This is a genomic window from Stenotrophomonas sp. YJH_SMC_127 (assembly GCF_059372445.1).
The window spans coordinates 43,645-58,803 of record NZ_JCAFVO010000006.1; the positions used below are offsets into that span (position 1 = coordinate 43,645).

The 15,159-nt window shown below is 66.2% G+C and carries 19 protein-coding genes and 2 tRNA genes; 5 read left to right on the top strand and 16 right to left on the bottom strand.

Going from position 1 to position 15,159, the window contains the following annotated elements; genetic code table 11:
- Positions 1–59: 59 nt before the first annotated feature.
- On the bottom strand, positions 60–269 hold the full coding sequence (locus tag AC5QAB_RS14855; protein WP_005411309.1) for a (2Fe-2S)-binding protein: 210 nt from the start codon (positions 267–269) through the stop codon (positions 60–62).
- Positions 270–377: 108 nt separating this feature from the next.
- On the bottom strand, positions 378–998 hold the full coding sequence (locus AC5QAB_RS14860) for an RNA pyrophosphohydrolase (RefSeq protein WP_014648660.1): 621 nt from the start codon (positions 996–998) through the stop codon (positions 378–380).
- 121 nt (positions 999–1,119) lie between these two features.
- On the opposite strand from AC5QAB_RS14860, the gene AC5QAB_RS14865 reads away from it, so the two are divergent.
- Together AC5QAB_RS14865 and AC5QAB_RS14870 are read left to right on the top strand one after the other, a co-directional pair.
- A tRNA-Met gene (locus AC5QAB_RS14865) sits at positions 1,120–1,196 on the top strand.
- A gap of 55 nt (positions 1,197–1,251) precedes the next feature.
- A tRNA-Gln gene (locus AC5QAB_RS14870) sits at positions 1,252–1,326 on the top strand.
- A 323-nt stretch (positions 1,327–1,649) separates the two neighbouring features.
- Here AC5QAB_RS14870 and rpsI read toward each other — a convergent pair.
- Both rpsI and rplM read right to left on the bottom strand, forming a co-directional pair.
- Complete coding sequence (gene rpsI / locus AC5QAB_RS14875) at positions 1,650–2,042, bottom strand: 30S ribosomal protein S9 (RefSeq protein WP_005411311.1); 393 nt, start codon at positions 2,040–2,042, stop codon at positions 1,650–1,652.
- 2 nt (positions 2,043–2,044) lie between these two features.
- A complete protein-coding gene (rplM, locus tag AC5QAB_RS14880; protein ID WP_005414692.1) occupies positions 2,045–2,473 on the bottom strand; it encodes a 50S ribosomal protein L13 in 429 nt (142 codons plus the stop codon).
- A gap of 197 nt (positions 2,474–2,670) precedes the next feature.
- Here rplM and coq7 point away from each other — a divergent pair, with 197 nt between their 5' ends.
- On the top strand, positions 2,671–3,315 hold the full coding sequence (gene coq7, locus AC5QAB_RS14885; RefSeq protein ID WP_049440046.1) for a 2-polyprenyl-3-methyl-6-methoxy-1,4-benzoquinone monooxygenase: 645 nt from the start codon (positions 2,671–2,673) through the stop codon (positions 3,313–3,315).
- Between the two features lie 81 nt (positions 3,316–3,396).
- Here the strand turns inward: coq7 and AC5QAB_RS14890 are convergent, their stop codons facing one another.
- A complete protein-coding gene (locus tag AC5QAB_RS14890; protein WP_005419816.1) occupies positions 3,397–3,717 on the bottom strand; it encodes a DMT family transporter in 321 nt (106 codons plus the stop codon).
- Between the two features lie 167 nt (positions 3,718–3,884).
- Entirely contained in the window at positions 3,885–4,679 is a 795-nt protein-coding gene (gene speD, locus AC5QAB_RS14895) for an adenosylmethionine decarboxylase (protein ID WP_014648662.1), read from the bottom strand.
- A gap of 149 nt (positions 4,680–4,828) precedes the next feature.
- Here speD and crp point away from each other — a divergent pair, with 149 nt between their 5' ends.
- A complete protein-coding gene (gene crp / locus AC5QAB_RS14900) occupies positions 4,829–5,518 on the top strand; it encodes a cAMP-activated global transcriptional regulator CRP (protein WP_010482649.1) in 690 nt (229 codons plus the stop codon).
- Positions 5,519–5,580: 62 nt separating this feature from the next.
- Positions 5,581–6,342: a sulfite exporter TauE/SafE family protein gene (locus AC5QAB_RS14905; protein ID WP_014648664.1), complete on the top strand. Its 762-nt coding sequence runs from the start codon at positions 5,581–5,583 to the stop codon at positions 6,340–6,342.
- A gap of 112 nt (positions 6,343–6,454) precedes the next feature.
- Here the strand turns inward: AC5QAB_RS14905 and AC5QAB_RS14910 are convergent, their stop codons facing one another.
- The 10 genes from AC5QAB_RS14910 to AC5QAB_RS14955 all read right to left on the bottom strand — a co-directional run bounded on the left by AC5QAB_RS14910 (position 6,455) and on the right by AC5QAB_RS14955 (position 15,046).
- Positions 6,455–7,171 carry a haloacid dehalogenase-like hydrolase gene (locus AC5QAB_RS14910; RefSeq protein ID WP_005419826.1) on the bottom strand — a complete coding sequence of 239 codons (717 nt, stop codon included), beginning with the start codon at positions 7,169–7,171 and terminating at the stop codon, positions 6,455–6,457.
- The gene (gene trpC / locus AC5QAB_RS14915) at positions 7,168–7,962 is read right to left on the bottom strand and encodes an indole-3-glycerol phosphate synthase TrpC (RefSeq protein WP_495233483.1); all 795 of its coding nucleotides are present in this window, start codon (positions 7,960–7,962) and stop codon (positions 7,168–7,170) included. Before trpC ends, AC5QAB_RS14910 begins: the two co-directional genes overlap by 4 nt.
- Positions 7,963–8,036: 74 nt before the next feature.
- Complete coding sequence (gene trpD / locus AC5QAB_RS14920) at positions 8,037–9,068, bottom strand: anthranilate phosphoribosyltransferase (protein ID WP_197562101.1); 1,032 nt, start codon at positions 9,066–9,068, stop codon at positions 8,037–8,039.
- 16 nt (positions 9,069–9,084) lie between these two features.
- Positions 9,085–9,672: an anthranilate synthase component II gene (locus tag AC5QAB_RS14925; RefSeq protein ID WP_014038739.1), complete on the bottom strand. Its 588-nt coding sequence runs from the start codon at positions 9,670–9,672 to the stop codon at positions 9,085–9,087.
- A gap of 2 nt (positions 9,673–9,674) precedes the next feature.
- On the bottom strand, positions 9,675–10,460 hold the full coding sequence (locus AC5QAB_RS14930) for an SIMPL domain-containing protein (protein ID WP_049404521.1): 786 nt from the start codon (positions 10,458–10,460) through the stop codon (positions 9,675–9,677).
- A gap of 67 nt (positions 10,461–10,527) precedes the next feature.
- A complete protein-coding gene (trpE, locus tag AC5QAB_RS14935; protein ID WP_012481441.1) occupies positions 10,528–12,003 on the bottom strand; it encodes an anthranilate synthase component I in 1,476 nt (491 codons plus the stop codon).
- Positions 12,004–12,302: 299 nt separating this feature from the next.
- Positions 12,303–13,232: a lipid kinase YegS gene (yegS, locus tag AC5QAB_RS14940; protein ID WP_075076640.1), complete on the bottom strand. Its 930-nt coding sequence runs from the start codon at positions 13,230–13,232 to the stop codon at positions 12,303–12,305.
- A 254-nt stretch (positions 13,233–13,486) separates the two neighbouring features.
- Positions 13,487–13,969, bottom strand: coding sequence for a GNAT family N-acetyltransferase (locus AC5QAB_RS14945; RefSeq protein ID WP_065178874.1), 483 nt, complete (start codon positions 13,967–13,969; stop codon positions 13,487–13,489).
- A gap of 12 nt (positions 13,970–13,981) precedes the next feature.
- Complete coding sequence (gene rpe, locus AC5QAB_RS14950; protein ID WP_006474082.1) at positions 13,982–14,659, bottom strand: ribulose-phosphate 3-epimerase; 678 nt, start codon at positions 14,657–14,659, stop codon at positions 13,982–13,984.
- A 57-nt stretch (positions 14,660–14,716) separates the two neighbouring features.
- Positions 14,717–15,046, bottom strand: coding sequence for a J domain-containing protein (locus tag AC5QAB_RS14955; RefSeq protein ID WP_005411327.1), 330 nt, complete (start codon positions 15,044–15,046; stop codon positions 14,717–14,719).
- Positions 15,047–15,159: the final 113 nt, after the last annotated feature.

Consider the following 15,159-nt stretch of genomic DNA (forward strand, 5'->3'; position numbering starts at 1 on the left):
CTGCGCGGCCGAAAGTGAAGGATGCGAAAGCGCGGCGTCAACGCGCCGCGAAAAGGCGATCAGGCGACCTGCGCCAGGCCCAATACCGGCAGCGGCAGATCGTGGGTCGCACGTGCCTTGGCCAGCAGGTCGCCGGCCATGTCCAGGCAGGAACCGCAGGTGGCACCACAACCGGTACGCATGGTCAGTTCGGCCACCGTGCTGACGCCATGGCTGGCGGCTTCGCGGATCTGGTGGTCGGTGACTCCGTTGCAGATGCAGACGTACACAGGCGGGAACCGGGCTGACAGGCCACAAGCGGCCTGGTGGCTATTCCAATGGAAACGAGAATGGTTGTCAATCAGAGACCTGAACCATTCTCGATACCGTTCAGCCGGTCAGCTGGCCGGGCCGTCGCCCGTGACCTTCTTCGGCCAGTACCCTCGGGTCCGCGGGCGCTTGCGCGGGCGGTCGTGCCCGGCGGTGTGGCCCGGCATCCAGGCCTCCGCGGCGCTCTTGGGCATGGCGGTGACGCCCTGCCCGGCCACGCCGCGCGCCAGTGGCGCGAGGTGTCGCAGGGCACGCGCATAGACGCCGCGTTTGAACATCACCACGTGCTCTACCGGGTACCAGAAGTCGACCCAGCGCCAGTGGTCGAACTCGGGCGAGTCGGTGTGGTCCAGCGTCACGTGGGATTCGTCGCCGGTCAGGCGCAGCAGGAACCAGACCTGTTTCTGGCCGATGCAGACCTGCCGCTCGTTGCGGCGGATGGCCCGCGCCGGCAGCTTGTAGCGCAGCCAGCCGGGCGTGGCCCCGAGCACTTCCACATGCTCAGGCAGCAGGCCGGTCTCTTCCTGCAGTTCACGATACATGGCCTCGACAGGCGTCTCGTCGGTGTTCATGCCACCCTGCGGGAACTGCCAGCCATCCCGGCGCACGCGTCGTGCCCAGAACACCTGGCCGTCCTGCCGCATCAGCACGATGCCGACGTTCGGTCGATAGCCGTCCGGATCGATCACGATGCGGACTCCTAAGAAAATCTACTGGTCGGGACTATCCCATGCCCTCTGTCGGCCCACAAGCACGACACAAAAGTGTTGACAGGGTCGATACACATCCGCAGAATAGCGGGCTCACCAAGGCTATGTAGCTCAGCCGGTTAGAGCACAGCACTCATAATGCTGGGGTCGGTGGTTCGAGTCCACCCATAGCCACCACACTGAAAATCAAGTTGTTTTTCAGTGTGAAAAGTGAGAAAATAGTTGCACGTTTTGCCCCGTCGCCAAGCGGTAAGGCACCTGACTCTGACTCAGGCATTCGGTGGTTCGAATCCATCCGGGGCAGCCAAATTAAAAGCAAAAGGCCAGATCGAAAGATCTGGCCTTTTGCTTTTAATTTGGTCGCGCATTCCACCTTATCCCCGCGCCTGTCGGCGCACCCCCTTGAACAACAAGGGGGCTCCTCTCCAGAGAGAGGCCCGGGGTCGGATCCTTTTCCAAAGGAAAAGGCTCTGACCCCACCCCTTCCGAGATGCGAAACCCCGGGTAGTGCCGGCCGCTGGCTGGCAACCAGGAAATCCACAACCCCAGAACGACAAAAGCCCGGCCGAAGCCGGGCTTTTGCTTTTCCAACCAGCGGGCACCCACAGGAGCCCAACCAGGCGCGGTAAATCAGCGCTTGGAGAACTGGGTGGCGCGGCGGGCCTTGTGCAGACCGACCTTCTTACGCTCGACTTCACGGGCGTCACGGGTCATGAAGCCGGCCTTGCGCAGCTCGGACTTCAGGGTTTCGTCGTACTCGACCAGCGCACGGGCGATGCCCAGGCGGATCGCACCGGCCTGGCCGGTGGTGCCGCCGCCAGCGGCGGTGACCAGGATGTCGAAGCTTTCGGTGTTCTTGGTCAGCTCGAGCGGCTGGCGCACGATCATGCGCGCGGTCTCACGACCGAAGAACTCGTCCAGCGGACGACCATTGACGGTGATGTTGCCCGAACCCTTGCGCAGGAACACGCGAGCGGTGGAGGACTTGCGGCGGCCAGTGCCGTAGTTTTGAGTGATAGCCATGATTAGATATCCAGAACCTGCGGCTGCTGTGCGGCGTGCGGATGCTCAGTGCCGGCGTAGACCTTGAGCTTGCGGTACATCTGGCGACCCAGCGGGCCCTTCGGCAGCATGCCCTTCACGGCGATCTCGATCACGCGCTCCGGGTGGCGCTCCAGCGCCTGGGCCAGGGATTCGGTCTTCAGGTTGCCGATGTAGCCGGTGAAACGGTGATACATCTTGTCCTGCAGCTTCTTGCCGGTGACGGCAATCTTTTCTGCATTGATGACGACCAGGTAGTCGCCGGTATCAACGTGGGGGGTGTAGACCGGCTTGTGCTTGCCGCGCAGACGGCGGGCCAGCTCGGTGGCGAGACGGCCCAGGGTCTTGCCCTCGGCGTCGACGAGGTACCAGTCGCGCTGGACGGTCTCGTTCTTGGCAGTGAAAGTGCTCATGAAGAACTCTAGGTTAGGTCGGGCTCATTGCGGCGAAGGACTCGCCGGAACTCTGCCACGCGTTGTGAAAGGTGAAGCGCAAGAGGCGGGATTGTACGCAGGTCACGCCCTCGGTGCAAGCTGGCCCTGCCCCGGGTTGGCAGGGGGAGCGGGGGCGGGCGAGAATCGGCGGGTCTCCCGCCCCACCGCGTGCCGCCATGACCGTGCTCCGCCAGACCACCCCGCTGGACCACCTGCTGACCGAGGCGCAGCGCGCCCTGGACACGGTGTTCGGCAACCCTCCGGCGGCCCGCCCCTACCCGGCCGCAGGCACCGGCGAGCCGGGCATGGGCCGCGCCGAGCGCCGCCACGCCGCGGGGTTGATGCGGATCAACCATGTCGGCGAGGTCTGCGCACAGGGCCTGTACTTCGGCCAGGCGGCCGTGGCCCGCGACCCGGCCACCCGTGAACACCTGCTGGAAGCGGCCCAGGAAGAGACCGATCACCTGGCCTGGTGCGCGACCCGGCTGGATGAACTGGACAGCCGCCCGAGCCTGTTCAATCCGCTGTGGTACGCCGGCAGCTACACCATCGGCACCCTGGCGGGTCTGCGCGGCGACGGCTGGAACCTGGGCTTCGTGGTTGAAACCGAGCGCCAGGTGGAAGCCCATCTGGACGAGCACCTGGTCGACCTGCCGGCCGGCGATCTGCGCAGCCGCGCGGTCATCCAGGTGATGAAGGAAGACGAGGCCCGCCATGCGGAGCACGCCGAACAGGCCGGCGCACGCCGCCTGCCGTTCCCGATCCCGGGCGCGATGGCGCTGGCTTCCAGGGTGATGAAGACCATCGCCTACCGCATTTGAAGGGTCGCCCGCACCAACGGTGCGGGCCTACCAGGAGGTGCGGGGGCGACGGTGGGGCCCGACCGTTGGTCGGGCCATCAATCAGTTCGGCGAGACCAGCTTCAGGCCGATCACGCCGGCTACGATCAGGCCCACGCAGGCCAGGCGGGCCGGCGACGCACTGTCGTTGAACAGGTAGATGCCCAGCACCGCCACGCCCATGGCGCCGATGCCGGTCCAGATCGCGTAGGCGGTGCCGACGGGGATGCTCTTCATCGCCTGGCTCATCAGGTACAGGCTGATCAGGGCGGACACCACCGTGGCAACGGTGGGCAGGGGTTTGCTGAAGCCTTCGGAGTACTTCATTCCGAGGGCGAAACCGATCTCGAACAGGCCGGCCAGCAGCAGATAGATCCAGGGCATGGGTGGGGGCTCCTTACCTTTTTGGGAAAAACGAAACGGCCCGGTGTTTTCACACCGGGCCGTGGGTCGGTACATCACCGTGGAACTGTAACGCGTGCGGGGCACTGGTTCCACGGGGCGGGTCGTCCCGCCTGGGCGGCGATGCCTGCGGGCATCGCACATGGGGCTTACTCGGACAGGTTCCGGCCGTGGAACAGCTCTTCGATCTCGCGCTTGAGCAGCGCTTCGATCTTCATGCGTTCCTTGAACGACAGGTTCTTGGCCTTTTCCTCGAACAGGTACTGGTCCAGGTCGAAGTCCTTCAGGTGCATCTTCGTGTGGAAGATGTTTTCCTGGTAGACGTTGACGTCGAACATCTCGTAACGCGACTTGATGTTCTTGGCCAGGAAGTTCTGGATCGAGTTGATCTTGTGATCGATGTAATGCTTCTTGCCCTTCACATCGCGGGTGAAGCCACGGACACGGTAGTCCATGATCACGATGTCCGATTCCAGGCTCTCGATCAGGTAGTTCAGGGCCTTCAGCGGCGAAATGACGCCACAGGTGGCCACGTCGATGTCCGCGCGGAACGTCGCGATGCCTTCCTGCGGATGGGTTTCCGGGTAGGTATGGACAGTGATGTGGCTCTTGTCCATGTGCGCGACCACGGCGTCGGGAATCAGTTCCTTGCCGGCCTGCTTCTTGTCGATCACCGGCTCTTCGGAGATCAGGATGGTCACCGAGGCACCCTGCGGGTCGTAGTCCTGGCGGGCCACGTTCAGGATGTTGGCGCCGATGATCTCGGCGACATCGGTCAAGATTTGAGTCAGCCTGTCGGCGTTGTACTCTTCATCGATGTATTCAATGTAACGCTGACGCTCCTCTTCGGTGCGCGCGTAACACACGTCATAGATGTTGAAGCTCAGCGCCTTGGTGAGGTTGTTGAAACCCTGCAGCCTCAGGCGAGGCAACGGCTTGACCACGGCGGTCGATTCCTGTGTAAGAAGGGAAAGGGGGAATTATGGGGCAAACTGCCCCCGGGGGGAACGTGAAGACGCAAGAGTTCTGGCACACTGTTTGCCCTTAACAATTGCGCTGGTTAAGCTCCGCTATCGACCCCGTGAATCCGTTCATGCGCAGAGGGAGCGCCCCTATCGTGTCAACCGTGCGCCTAGCTAGCAGTCCACTGGCCCTGGATATCGCCACAATCGATCGTTTCCTGGCGCACAGCCACAGGCGGCGATATCCCACCCGTACCGACGTCTTCCGACCCGGTGACCCGGCGGGAACCCTGTATTACGTCATCAGCGGCTCGGTTTCGATCATGGCCGAGGAAGATGACGATCGCGAGCTTGTGCTGGGCTACTTCGGTGCCGGCGAGTTCGTCGGCGAGATGGGCCTTTTCGTCGAATCGGACCGCCGCGAGGTGATCCTGCGGACCCGTACCGCCTGCGAGCTGGCTGAAATCAGCTACGAGCGCCTGCATCAGCTGTTCCTCGGCCCGCTGTCGGCCGACGCCCCGCGCCTGCTGTACGCGCTGGGCCAGCAGATCTCCAAGCGCCTGCTCGACACCAGCCGCAAGGCCAGCCGCCTGGCATTCCTGGACGTTACCGACCGGATCGTGCGCACCCTGCACGACCTAGCGCAGGAACCGGAGGCGATGAGCCATCCGCAGGGCAGCCAGCTGCGCGTCTCCCGCCAGGAGCTGGCACGCCTGGTCGGCTGCTCGCGGGAAATGGCCGGCCGCGTGCTGAAGAAGCTGCAGACCGACGGCCTGCTGCATGCCCGTGGCAAGACCGTGGTGCTGTACGGCACCCGTTGACCGTTGAGCACCCGGTGGGTGCGGACCTTGGTCCGCACTCCTTCGCGCGCTAGGCTCGGGGCATGGAACTGAGCAGCGAATTCTGGTGGTTCATCCTCATCGGCCTGGGCGCACAGCTGGTCGATGGCGCGCTGGGCATGGCGTTCGGCCTGGTGTCTTCGTCGGTGATGCTGAGCATGGGCCTGCCCCCGGCGCAGGTCAGCGCCAGCATCCACACCGCTGAAGTGTTCACCACTGGCGCCTCGGGTGTGTCGCACCTCGCAGCCGGAAATGTCGAGAAGCGCCTGTTCCTGCGCCTGGCCCTGCCTGGCGCGGTGGGCGGTGCCGTGGGCGCGTACGTGCTCACGCAGATCCCGGGCGAGATCATCCGGCCACTGATCTACCTGTACCTGCTGGTGCTGGCGATCATCATCCTGGCCCGCGCGGCCGGACGCTGGATGCCCAAGGGCGAGATCCGCCGGGTACCGGTGCTGGGCTTCTTCGCGGGCCTGCTCGACGCCAGCGGTGGCGGCGGCTGGGGGCCGATCGCCACGTCCACCCTGCTCGCCCGGGGTGGCCAGGCGCGCACCACGATCGGCACGGTCAATGCGGCGGAGTTCGTGGTCACGCTGACGGTGTCGGCGACCTTCCTGCTGTCGATGGGGGTGCAGCACCTGCAGATCGTCGCCGGCCTGCTGATCGGCGGCATGATGGCCGCGCCGGTAGCGGCCATCCTGGTCAAGCGGGTGAAGGAGCGCTGGGTGCTGGTGGCCGTCGGCGTGCTGGTGCTGGGGATCAGCCTGTTCCAGATTGGCCACGCGGTGTACGGGCACCTGTACCGCTGAGCGTTTGCCGGCCAGCGGCCGGCACTACCGGGACAGAGAAGCGCCGGCACAACCGCGACGGAGAAGGGTAGTGCCGGCCGCTGGCCGGCAGATCCATCACCGTGCGGCGGGATCAGGCCTTGTCGCCGCCCCGGTCCACGCAACCCCAGTTGAGGATGCGGGTGCCCGCCGGCAGCACGCGGCGGAAGAACGCCACCCGGCCCGGCTTGGGGTTAACCACTACCGGCGCCTTGGCCGCCAGCAGCAGCGGCAGGTCGGCGGTGCTGTCGGAATAGGCGATATCGATGTCGCCGTAGCCGCGCTCGCGCAGCATGCGCATCTTCTCTTCATTGTGGCAGTGGCGGGTCGGGCCGACGCCGCCCAGCCGTGGGCCGACCTCGGTGCCGATCACCGGTACGTCCTGGTGGGCCACGAAAGCCAGGATCGCGCGCGCCAGCTCCGGCGGCGCACCTGTGGCAACCACCACGCGGTCGCCCTTGGCGCGGTGCGCGGCGAACACCTCCAGCGCCTGCGGCAGCAGCTTGGCGCGCATCTGCGCCTGGTTGCGCAGCACATAGGCGTCGATCACCTTGTTGAAGTCACGCGCACGGTGCAGGCCGAAGCTGCCGATCCACACATAGACCGAGATGCCCGCGCGACGGGTCGGCAGCATCGCCACCATCGGCCCGGCGATCGGCGTGACCAGCAGCGCCGCCAGCATGCGCAGCGGGTTGCGCTTGATCAGCGAGGCGAACAGGTGGGTGCCCGAATCGCCGTCGTACAGGGTGTGGTCGAAGTCGAAGACCACCAGCGGCGCATCCTCGCGCGGCGTTGGATAGTGCGTTGTCATGCCGCGAAGAATAGCTGACGCAGGCCCTCGCCCGGCTCTTCCACGCGCATGAAGGCTTCGCCGACGAGGAAGGCATGGATGCCGGCGTCACGCATCAGCGCCGCGTCCTGCGGGCCAAGGATGCCGCTCTCGGTGACCAGCAGGCGGTCACGCGGCACCGCGTTCTGCATGTCCAGCGTGGTCTGCAGCGACACTTCGAACGTGCGCAGGTTGCGGTTGTTGATGCCGATCATCGGCGCCGGCACCTGCAGCGCACGCTCCAGCTCGTCGATGTCGTGCACTTCCACCAGCACGTCCATGCCCAGCGACAGCGCCAGTTCGGACAGCGTGGCCAGCTGGGTGTCGTCCAGCGCGGCGACGATCAGCAGGATGCAGTCGGCGCCCAGCACGCGTGCCTCGTACACCTGGTAGGCGTCGATGACGAAGTCCTTGCGCAGCACCGGCAGCGTGCACGCCTCGCGCGCCTGCTGCAGGTAGGCGTCGGCGCCCTGGAAGAAGTCCACGTCGGTCAGCACCGACAGGCAGCTGGCGCCGCCGAACTCGTAGCTGACGGCGATGTCGGCCGGGCGGAAGTCCGGGCGGATGACGCCCTTGGACGGGCTGGCCTTCTTCACCTCGGCGATCACCGCTGGATCGCCGTTGGCCACCGCCGCCTGCAAGGCGCGCACAAAGCCACGTACCGGCGGGGCGCTGGCCACGGCGGCCTGCAGCGCCTCGAGCGGGCGCTGGGCGCGGCGCTGGGCCACTTCTTCGGCCTTGCGGGCCAGGATCGTCTGCAGGATGTCGCTCATCGTCTTCGGTTCGGTGCGGGGGCGGTGAGGACGGCCATTATCGGCCATCGACGGGGTCAGGCTGAACCGCGCGCTCAGGCAACCAGCGCGCGGGTGGTCTCAACATACTGCTGCAGGCGCTGGCGGGCACTGCCGTTGGCGATGGCGGCACGGGCGCGGGCCAGGCCGTCGCCGATGTCGCTGGCCACGCCGGCAACGTACAGCGCGGCGCCGGCATTCAACGCAACGATGTCCAGCGCCGGGCCGGGCTCATTGTCCAGTACCGCGCGCAGCATCTGGATGGACTGCTCCGGGCTGTCCACGCGCAGGTTGCGGCTGGCCGACATGGCGATGCCGAAGTCCTCCGGGTGGATCTCGTACTCGCGCACCTTGCCGTCGCGCAGTTCGCCCACCAGCGTGCCGGCACCCAGCGAGATCTCGTCCATGTTGTCGCGGCCCCAGACCACCATGGCGCGCTCGGTGCCCAGCTCGCGCAGCACGCGGGCCTGGATGCCCACCAGATCGGGATGGAACACGCCCATCAGCACCGACGGCGCGCTGGCCGGATTGGTCAGCGGGCCGAGGATGTTGAAGATGGTGCGCACGCCCATCTCGCGGCGTACCGGCGCAACGACCTTCATCGAAGGATGGTGGATCGGCGCGAACATGAAACCGATGCCGGTCTGCTCGATGGCGGCGGCCACCTGATCCGGCTGCAGTTCGATCACCGCGCCCAGCGCTTCCAGCGCGTCGGCACTGCCGGACTTGGACGACACGCTGCGGTTGCCATGCTTGGCCACGCGCGCGCCGGCGGCGGCCGCGACGAACATCGAGCAGGTGGAGATGTTGAACGTGTGCGAGCCATCGCCACCGGTACCGACGATATCAACCAGGTTGGAGGTATCGGCCACCGGCACTGGCCGGGCGAATTCACGCATCACGGTGGCCGCCGCGGCGATCTCGTCCACGGTCTCCTTCTTCACGCGCAGGCCGGTGAGGATGGCGGCGGTCATCATCGGCGACACGTCGCCGCGCATGATCTGCCGCATCAGGTCGACCATTTCGTCGAAGAAGATTTCGCGGTGCTCGATGGTGCGTTGCAGGGCTTCCTGGGGGGAGAAGCTCATGGGAATGCTCCTTGGATCAGGCCGCCGGACGCTGCAGGAAATTGCGCAGCAGGGCGTGGCCGTGTTCGGTGAGGATGGATTCGGGATGGAACTGCACGCCTTCCACCGGGAACTGGCGGTGGCGCAGGCCCATGATCTCTTCGATCGAGCCGTCGTCGTTCTCGGTCCAGGCGGTCACTTCCAGCACATCGGGCAGGCTGTTCTTGTCCACCACCAGCGAGTGGTAGCGGGTGGCCTGGTAGCGGTCCGGCAGGCCGGCGAACACGCCCTTGCCTTCATGGCGGATCGGCGAGGTCTTGCCGTGCATGATGTTGCCGGCACGGATGACCGTGCCGCCGTAGACCTGGCCGATGCCCTGGTGGCCCAGGCAAACGCCGAGGATCGGCGTGGTCGGACCCAGGCGCTGGATCAGCTCCAGCGACACGCCCGCTTCGTTGGGCGTGCACGGGCCGGGCGAAATGACAATGCGCTCGGGCTTCTGCGCGGCGATCTCGTCCACGCTCATCGCATCGTTGCGCACCACCTTCACCTCGGCGCCCAGCGTCTGCAGGTACTGCACGAGGTTGTAGGTGAAGCTGTCGTAGTTGTCGATCATCCACAACATGGTCAGGTTCCGTCGCTTATGAGGAAAATGGCGTACACGTTTTCGGTGTAGGTGATGGGGCCGGCTTCAATGGATTCGGGCTCAGCGGGCGCGGGCGCGGGCGCGGAGGCGGGCGCGTAGCTGCCGGTCACCGAGATCCTGTCGAGGTCCCCGCCGTCCTCGCCCTGCTGCGGCCATTGCCCGGCCCGGATGCCGTAGGCGAAGTCCGGCGCCACATCGGAGATGCTGTACAGGCCACGCACTCTTGTTCCATAGGCCTTGGCCAGGCCCTGCGCGGACTCGCGGGTCTGGGCCGCTGCCTCGCCCTTGAGTTCGCGGCGCAGCGCCACTTCGCCCGAATAGGTCGGCGCCAGGCTGCTCACCTGTACGTTCTCGTTGGCCTTCAACGCCCCCAGCACATCCTGCATCGCCTTCACGCTGGCGAAGCTGGCACGCAGCTGGCGCGATACGCGGGTACCGATGAAGACCTGCCGGTTCTGCTCATAGCGCGTGGCCGGGCCGATCCGCAGGTTGTCCGCACGCACGCTGCCCTCCACCGCCTTGTGCTGCTTGAACAGTGCCAGCACGCGGGCAACGTTGTCCTGCACGCGGCGGCGCGCGGCGTCGGCGTCCATGTCGGTCTCTTCGATGTTCAACTGCAGGCCGAACCGGTCCGGCATCACCGTGCGGCTGCCCTGCCCCTTCACCAGCAGGTGCGGCTGCGAGGGAATCGTGTTGGCCTGCGCCCACGCAGACGGGGCCATCGTGGCCAGCAGTGACGACCACAGCAATGCGCTCAGCAGCTTCATGCGGTACTCCTTGTCTTGAATGGGAACAGCGGAAGGTGCCGCGGCGCAGGCCACGGCACGGGGAGGATCACAGGCCCTTGGCGGCCTGGGCGACGGCGCGGAACAGCGCGCGGCCCTTGTTCATCGTCTCGTCCCATTCCTTGTCCGGGTCCGAGTCGTAGACGATGCCGGCACCGGCCTGCACGTACAGGCGGCCATCCTTGATCACCGCGGTGCGGATCGCGATCGCGGTATCGGCATCGCCATGCCAGCCGATGTAGCCGATGCTGCCGGCGTAGACATTGCGCTTGATCGGTTCCAGCTCGCGGATCACTTCCAGCGCGCGGATCTTCGGCGCGCCGCTGACCGTTCCGGCAGGGAAGGTGGCACGCAGCACGTCGGCATAGCTCAGGCCCGGCTGCAGCTGCCCGGTCACTTCGCTGACGATGTGCATCACGTGGCTGTAGCGTTCGATCACGAACTGCTCGCCCACCTCCACGGTACCTGCCTTCGAGACGCGGCCGGCATCGTTGCGGCCCAGGTCGATCAGCATCAGATGCTCGGCGCGTTCCTTCGGATCGGCCAGCAGCTCGGCTTCCAGCGCCAGGTCCAGCTCGGGCGTGGCGCCACGCGGGCGGGTGCCGGCGATCGGGCGCACGGTGACTTCGCCATCCTGAAGGCGTACCAGGATTTCCGGCGATGAACCGACCACCTGCAGGTCGCCGACATCCAGGAAGTACATGTACGGCGACGGGTTCAGTGCACGCAGCGCGCGGTACACATCCACCGGGCGCGCCTTGAACGGCACGCTCAGGCGCTGGCTGAGCACCACCTGGAAGATGTCGCCGGCGCGGATGTATTCCTTGCTGCGCTGGACCGCATCGACGAACCCTTCGCGGGTGAAACCGGAGACGAAATCCGATTCGTCCAGCACGTCGCTGTTGAGCGGCGCCGGATAGCCGGCACCCGGTGCACGCAGCTTGGCAGTCAGTGCATCCAGGCGCGCCTGGGCCTGCTCGAAGGCACCGTCGACGCGCGGGTCGGCGTGCACGATCAGGTACAGCCGGCCCTTGAGATTGTCGAACACCGCCAGCTCGTTGGAGTCCAGCAGCAGGATGTCCGGCGTGCCCAGCTCATCGCGGCCGGCCGGCGGGGCCAGGCGCGGCTCGATGTAGCCGATGCACTCGAAACCGAACCAGCCGACCAGGCCACCGGTGAAGCCCGGCAGGCCTTCCAGCTTCGGCACCGAGTGGGCGCTGCGCAGCGCCTCGACCTCGGCGAACGGGTCGGCCACTTCGCGGGTGTCCACCACCTGGCCGTCTTCGCGCACGGTCAGCGTGTGGCCATGGAAGGCGTACACGCGACGCGCCGGCAGGCCGATGATCGAGTAACGACCAAAGCGCTCGCCGCCTTCGACGGATTCAAACAGGTAGGTATTGGGGCCGTCGGCGAGCTTCAGATAGACCGAAAGCGGCGTGTCCAGGTCGGACAGCACTTCACGGACGACGGGAATATGGGTGTGGCCTTCAGCGGCCTGCTGCTGAAACTGAGCGTGCGAGTTCAAGACGACTTTCCTTCCGGGACACAGCGTTATGGGGGCGGACGACGGCAACGGGCCACCATCGCCACCAACGGCGTGCGGAAGAAAGGGTATGCGGGGTCGTCAGGCTGGACACCCCCTGACTGTATCGCAGCCGGGGCGGGAGGGGAACCCTGGGAAACTGAACCACGGGACGGGCGGGGCCGGCCACGGGAACCAACGACGCGGACCGGTAGAGTCGACTGTTGGTCGACTTGCGCGCGTAGCGCGGGGTTTTACGCCGTCGGAACGAAAAGCAGTCGACCAACAGTCGACTTTACCCCCTACCCGGCCAGCAACGGGCATCCGGTCGGCAGGTGCATCCGCACCCTGCCCGGCACGCACGCAATGCGGAACTGGCGGGCCTGGACTGGTTCGCCGTCCAGGTTGAGGGTCAACGGGCGCTCGGACTCCACCTGCAGCCACGGCAGCCGCGCGCGCGTGGCCAGCTGTTCGAGCGCCGCCTGGGTGCCCGACTTCAGCATCTGGCCGAGCGTGGCGGTGACCTCACCTTCCAGTTCCGGAAGCACGGTGACATCCAGCAGCCCATCGTCGATCACGGCCTGCGGGCACAACTGCTGGCCACCGCCGGCCTGCCGGCCATTGCCGATGCCCAGGGCGATGAAGTCGCCTTCCCACGCGAAATCCGGGCCGGACAGCCGCGCGGTGATCGGCTCGATGCGGCCCAGCTTGGCGATGCCGGTGATCACATAGGCCAGCCCGCCCAGCATCTTCTTCAGGCCGGCATCGGTCTCCACCGTCACCTGCGTGCCGAAGCCACCGCTGGCGAGGTTGGCGCACCACCAGGGCGTGCCATCGGCATCCACGCGCAGCAGATCGATGGCACGCGGCGTGGTTTGTCCGATCAACGCAAACGCGCCCTCAGGCTCGGTCGGAATACCCGCAGCCGTGGCGAAATCGTTGGCGGTCCCCATCGGGATCAGCGCCAGCGAGGGCAGCGCATCCGCCGCTTCCTCACGATGCGCCAGGGTTTCGGCCACCGCGCTGAGCGTGCCATCGCCACCGGCGGCAACGATCACGTCCACGCCATGATCGATGGCCTCGGCCACGTAGCGTTCGGCGTCACCGTCCTCCCAGGTCACCCGCACGTCCAGCTGCACGCCCTGCCCGCGCCAATGGCCGACAGCCTCGCGCAGTTCCTCGTTGCCTGCGGATTTGCCATTGAGGATCAGGCGCCAGCGCGGGGTGGTCATGCGGTACTTCCAGGAGGGGGTGGCACAGGCTAGCAATGCGCTGTTTGCCCGCGGTGAATGTCACGCAGGTGTCATTCAGTTGCTGGAGAATGGAAGGCCATAGCAGGGACGATGGATGGAGGCAGGATCAGCCTCCCACGCATGCAGCGAGGCCACGCCAGTGATTGGCGTGGCTTTTTTTTTGGGGGGGGTACGCAGGGAGTGCGAACCAAGGTTCGCACCCACCGGGTTGCGGTACGCAGCCACCACACGCCTCACCCGTTGGCGAAATCGTGCAGCGCCTGGCCCTGCAACCGGTACACGGTCCACTCGTCCTGCGGTTTGGCACCGGCAGCGGTGTAGAACTCGATGGCCGGGGTGTTCCAGTCCAGCACCGACCATTCGAAACGGCCGCAGCCCTCGGCCACGGCCTGGCGCGCGATGTACTTCAGCAGTGCCTTGCCGGCGCCCGCACCGCGCTTTTCCTGGCTGACGTAGAGGTCTTCCAGGTAGATGCCCTTGCGGCCCAGCCAGGTGGAATAGTTGTAGAAATACACCGCATAGCCGATGGCCTCGCCGTCGGCTTCGCAGATCAACGCGCGCGCCGTGGCATCGGCGCCGAACAGGCTCTCGGCGATGCCGATCTCATCGGTCTGCACCGAATGCTCGGCCTTCTCGTAGATGGCCAGCTCGCGGATGAAATGCAGGATCAGTCCCGCATCGGCGACGGTGGCCGGGCGGATGTTCAACACGGCCACCGTACTCATGGCTCAGCCCCGTGCCGCAGCGACGTTGGCGCGCATCTGCGCGATCACATCCTGGTAGCTGGTCCTGGCGTTGAAGATGGCCGAACCGGCGACGAAGGTGTCGGCGCCGGCAGCGGCGATCTCGCCGATGTTGTCGGCCTTCACGCCGCCATCGATCTCCAGGCGGATGTCCTTGCCGCTGGCATCGATCATCTTGCGCACCACGCGCAGCTTGTCCAGCGCCGAGGGGATGAAGGCCTGGCCGCCGAAGCCCGGGTTGACCGACATCAGCAGCACCAGGTCCAGGTCATCCAGCACCCAGTCGAGGATGTCCACCGGAGTGGCCGGATTGAGCACGATGCCCGGCTTGCAGCCCAGCGAGCGGATCAGCTGGATGGTGCGGTGCACGTGGCGGCTCGCCTCCGGGTGGAAGCTGATGTAGGTGGCACCGGCCTCGGCGAAGTCCGGGATGATGCGATCCACCGGCTCGACCATCAGGTGCACGTCGATCGGCGCGGTGACGCCATGCTTGCGCAGCGCCTGGCAGACCATCGGGCCGATGGTCAGGTTCGGCACGTAGTGGTTGTCCATCACGTCGAAGTGGACCCAGTCCGCGCCAGCGGCGAGGACGTTGTCGACTTCCTCGCCGAGGCGGGCGAAGTTGGCGGACAGGATGGAGGGGGCGATGAGGCAGTTGGACATGGCCGGGGCCTTCGGAACGGGGAAAAGGTTCTCCCGCCCGCAGGCGGGACTCTGGAATCAGCGCTTGCGCAGGGTCTTGATGCGGTCGTAGGCGGCATTGATCCGCCGCGACTTCTGCTCGGCCTGCTGCTGCAGCTCGGGGGCGGCACCGCCCAGCTTGTCGGGGTGGTACTGCGAGATCAGCTTGCGGTAGGCGCGCTCGACCTCGGCATCGGTGGCCTCGGAGGTCAGCCCAAGCTCCCGGTACGGGTTCTCCTTGTTCAGGCGGAACCAGTCCGAATCGAAGGCGTGGCCGATCAACAGGCCGACCACCGCGCCGAACAGCGGATTGGGCCGGAACAGCAGGGCGCCGGCGATGAATCCGAGCAGTTTTCCGTACCAGCGCATGGCGCTCCGGGGTCGACCGACGAAATGGACGCTCATTTTACGTCACAGCGGGCCCGGACCGCTTTACACTAGGCCGCCCGCTGGTCAGCGGGCCCGCCGGGTCCGTTGGGCAG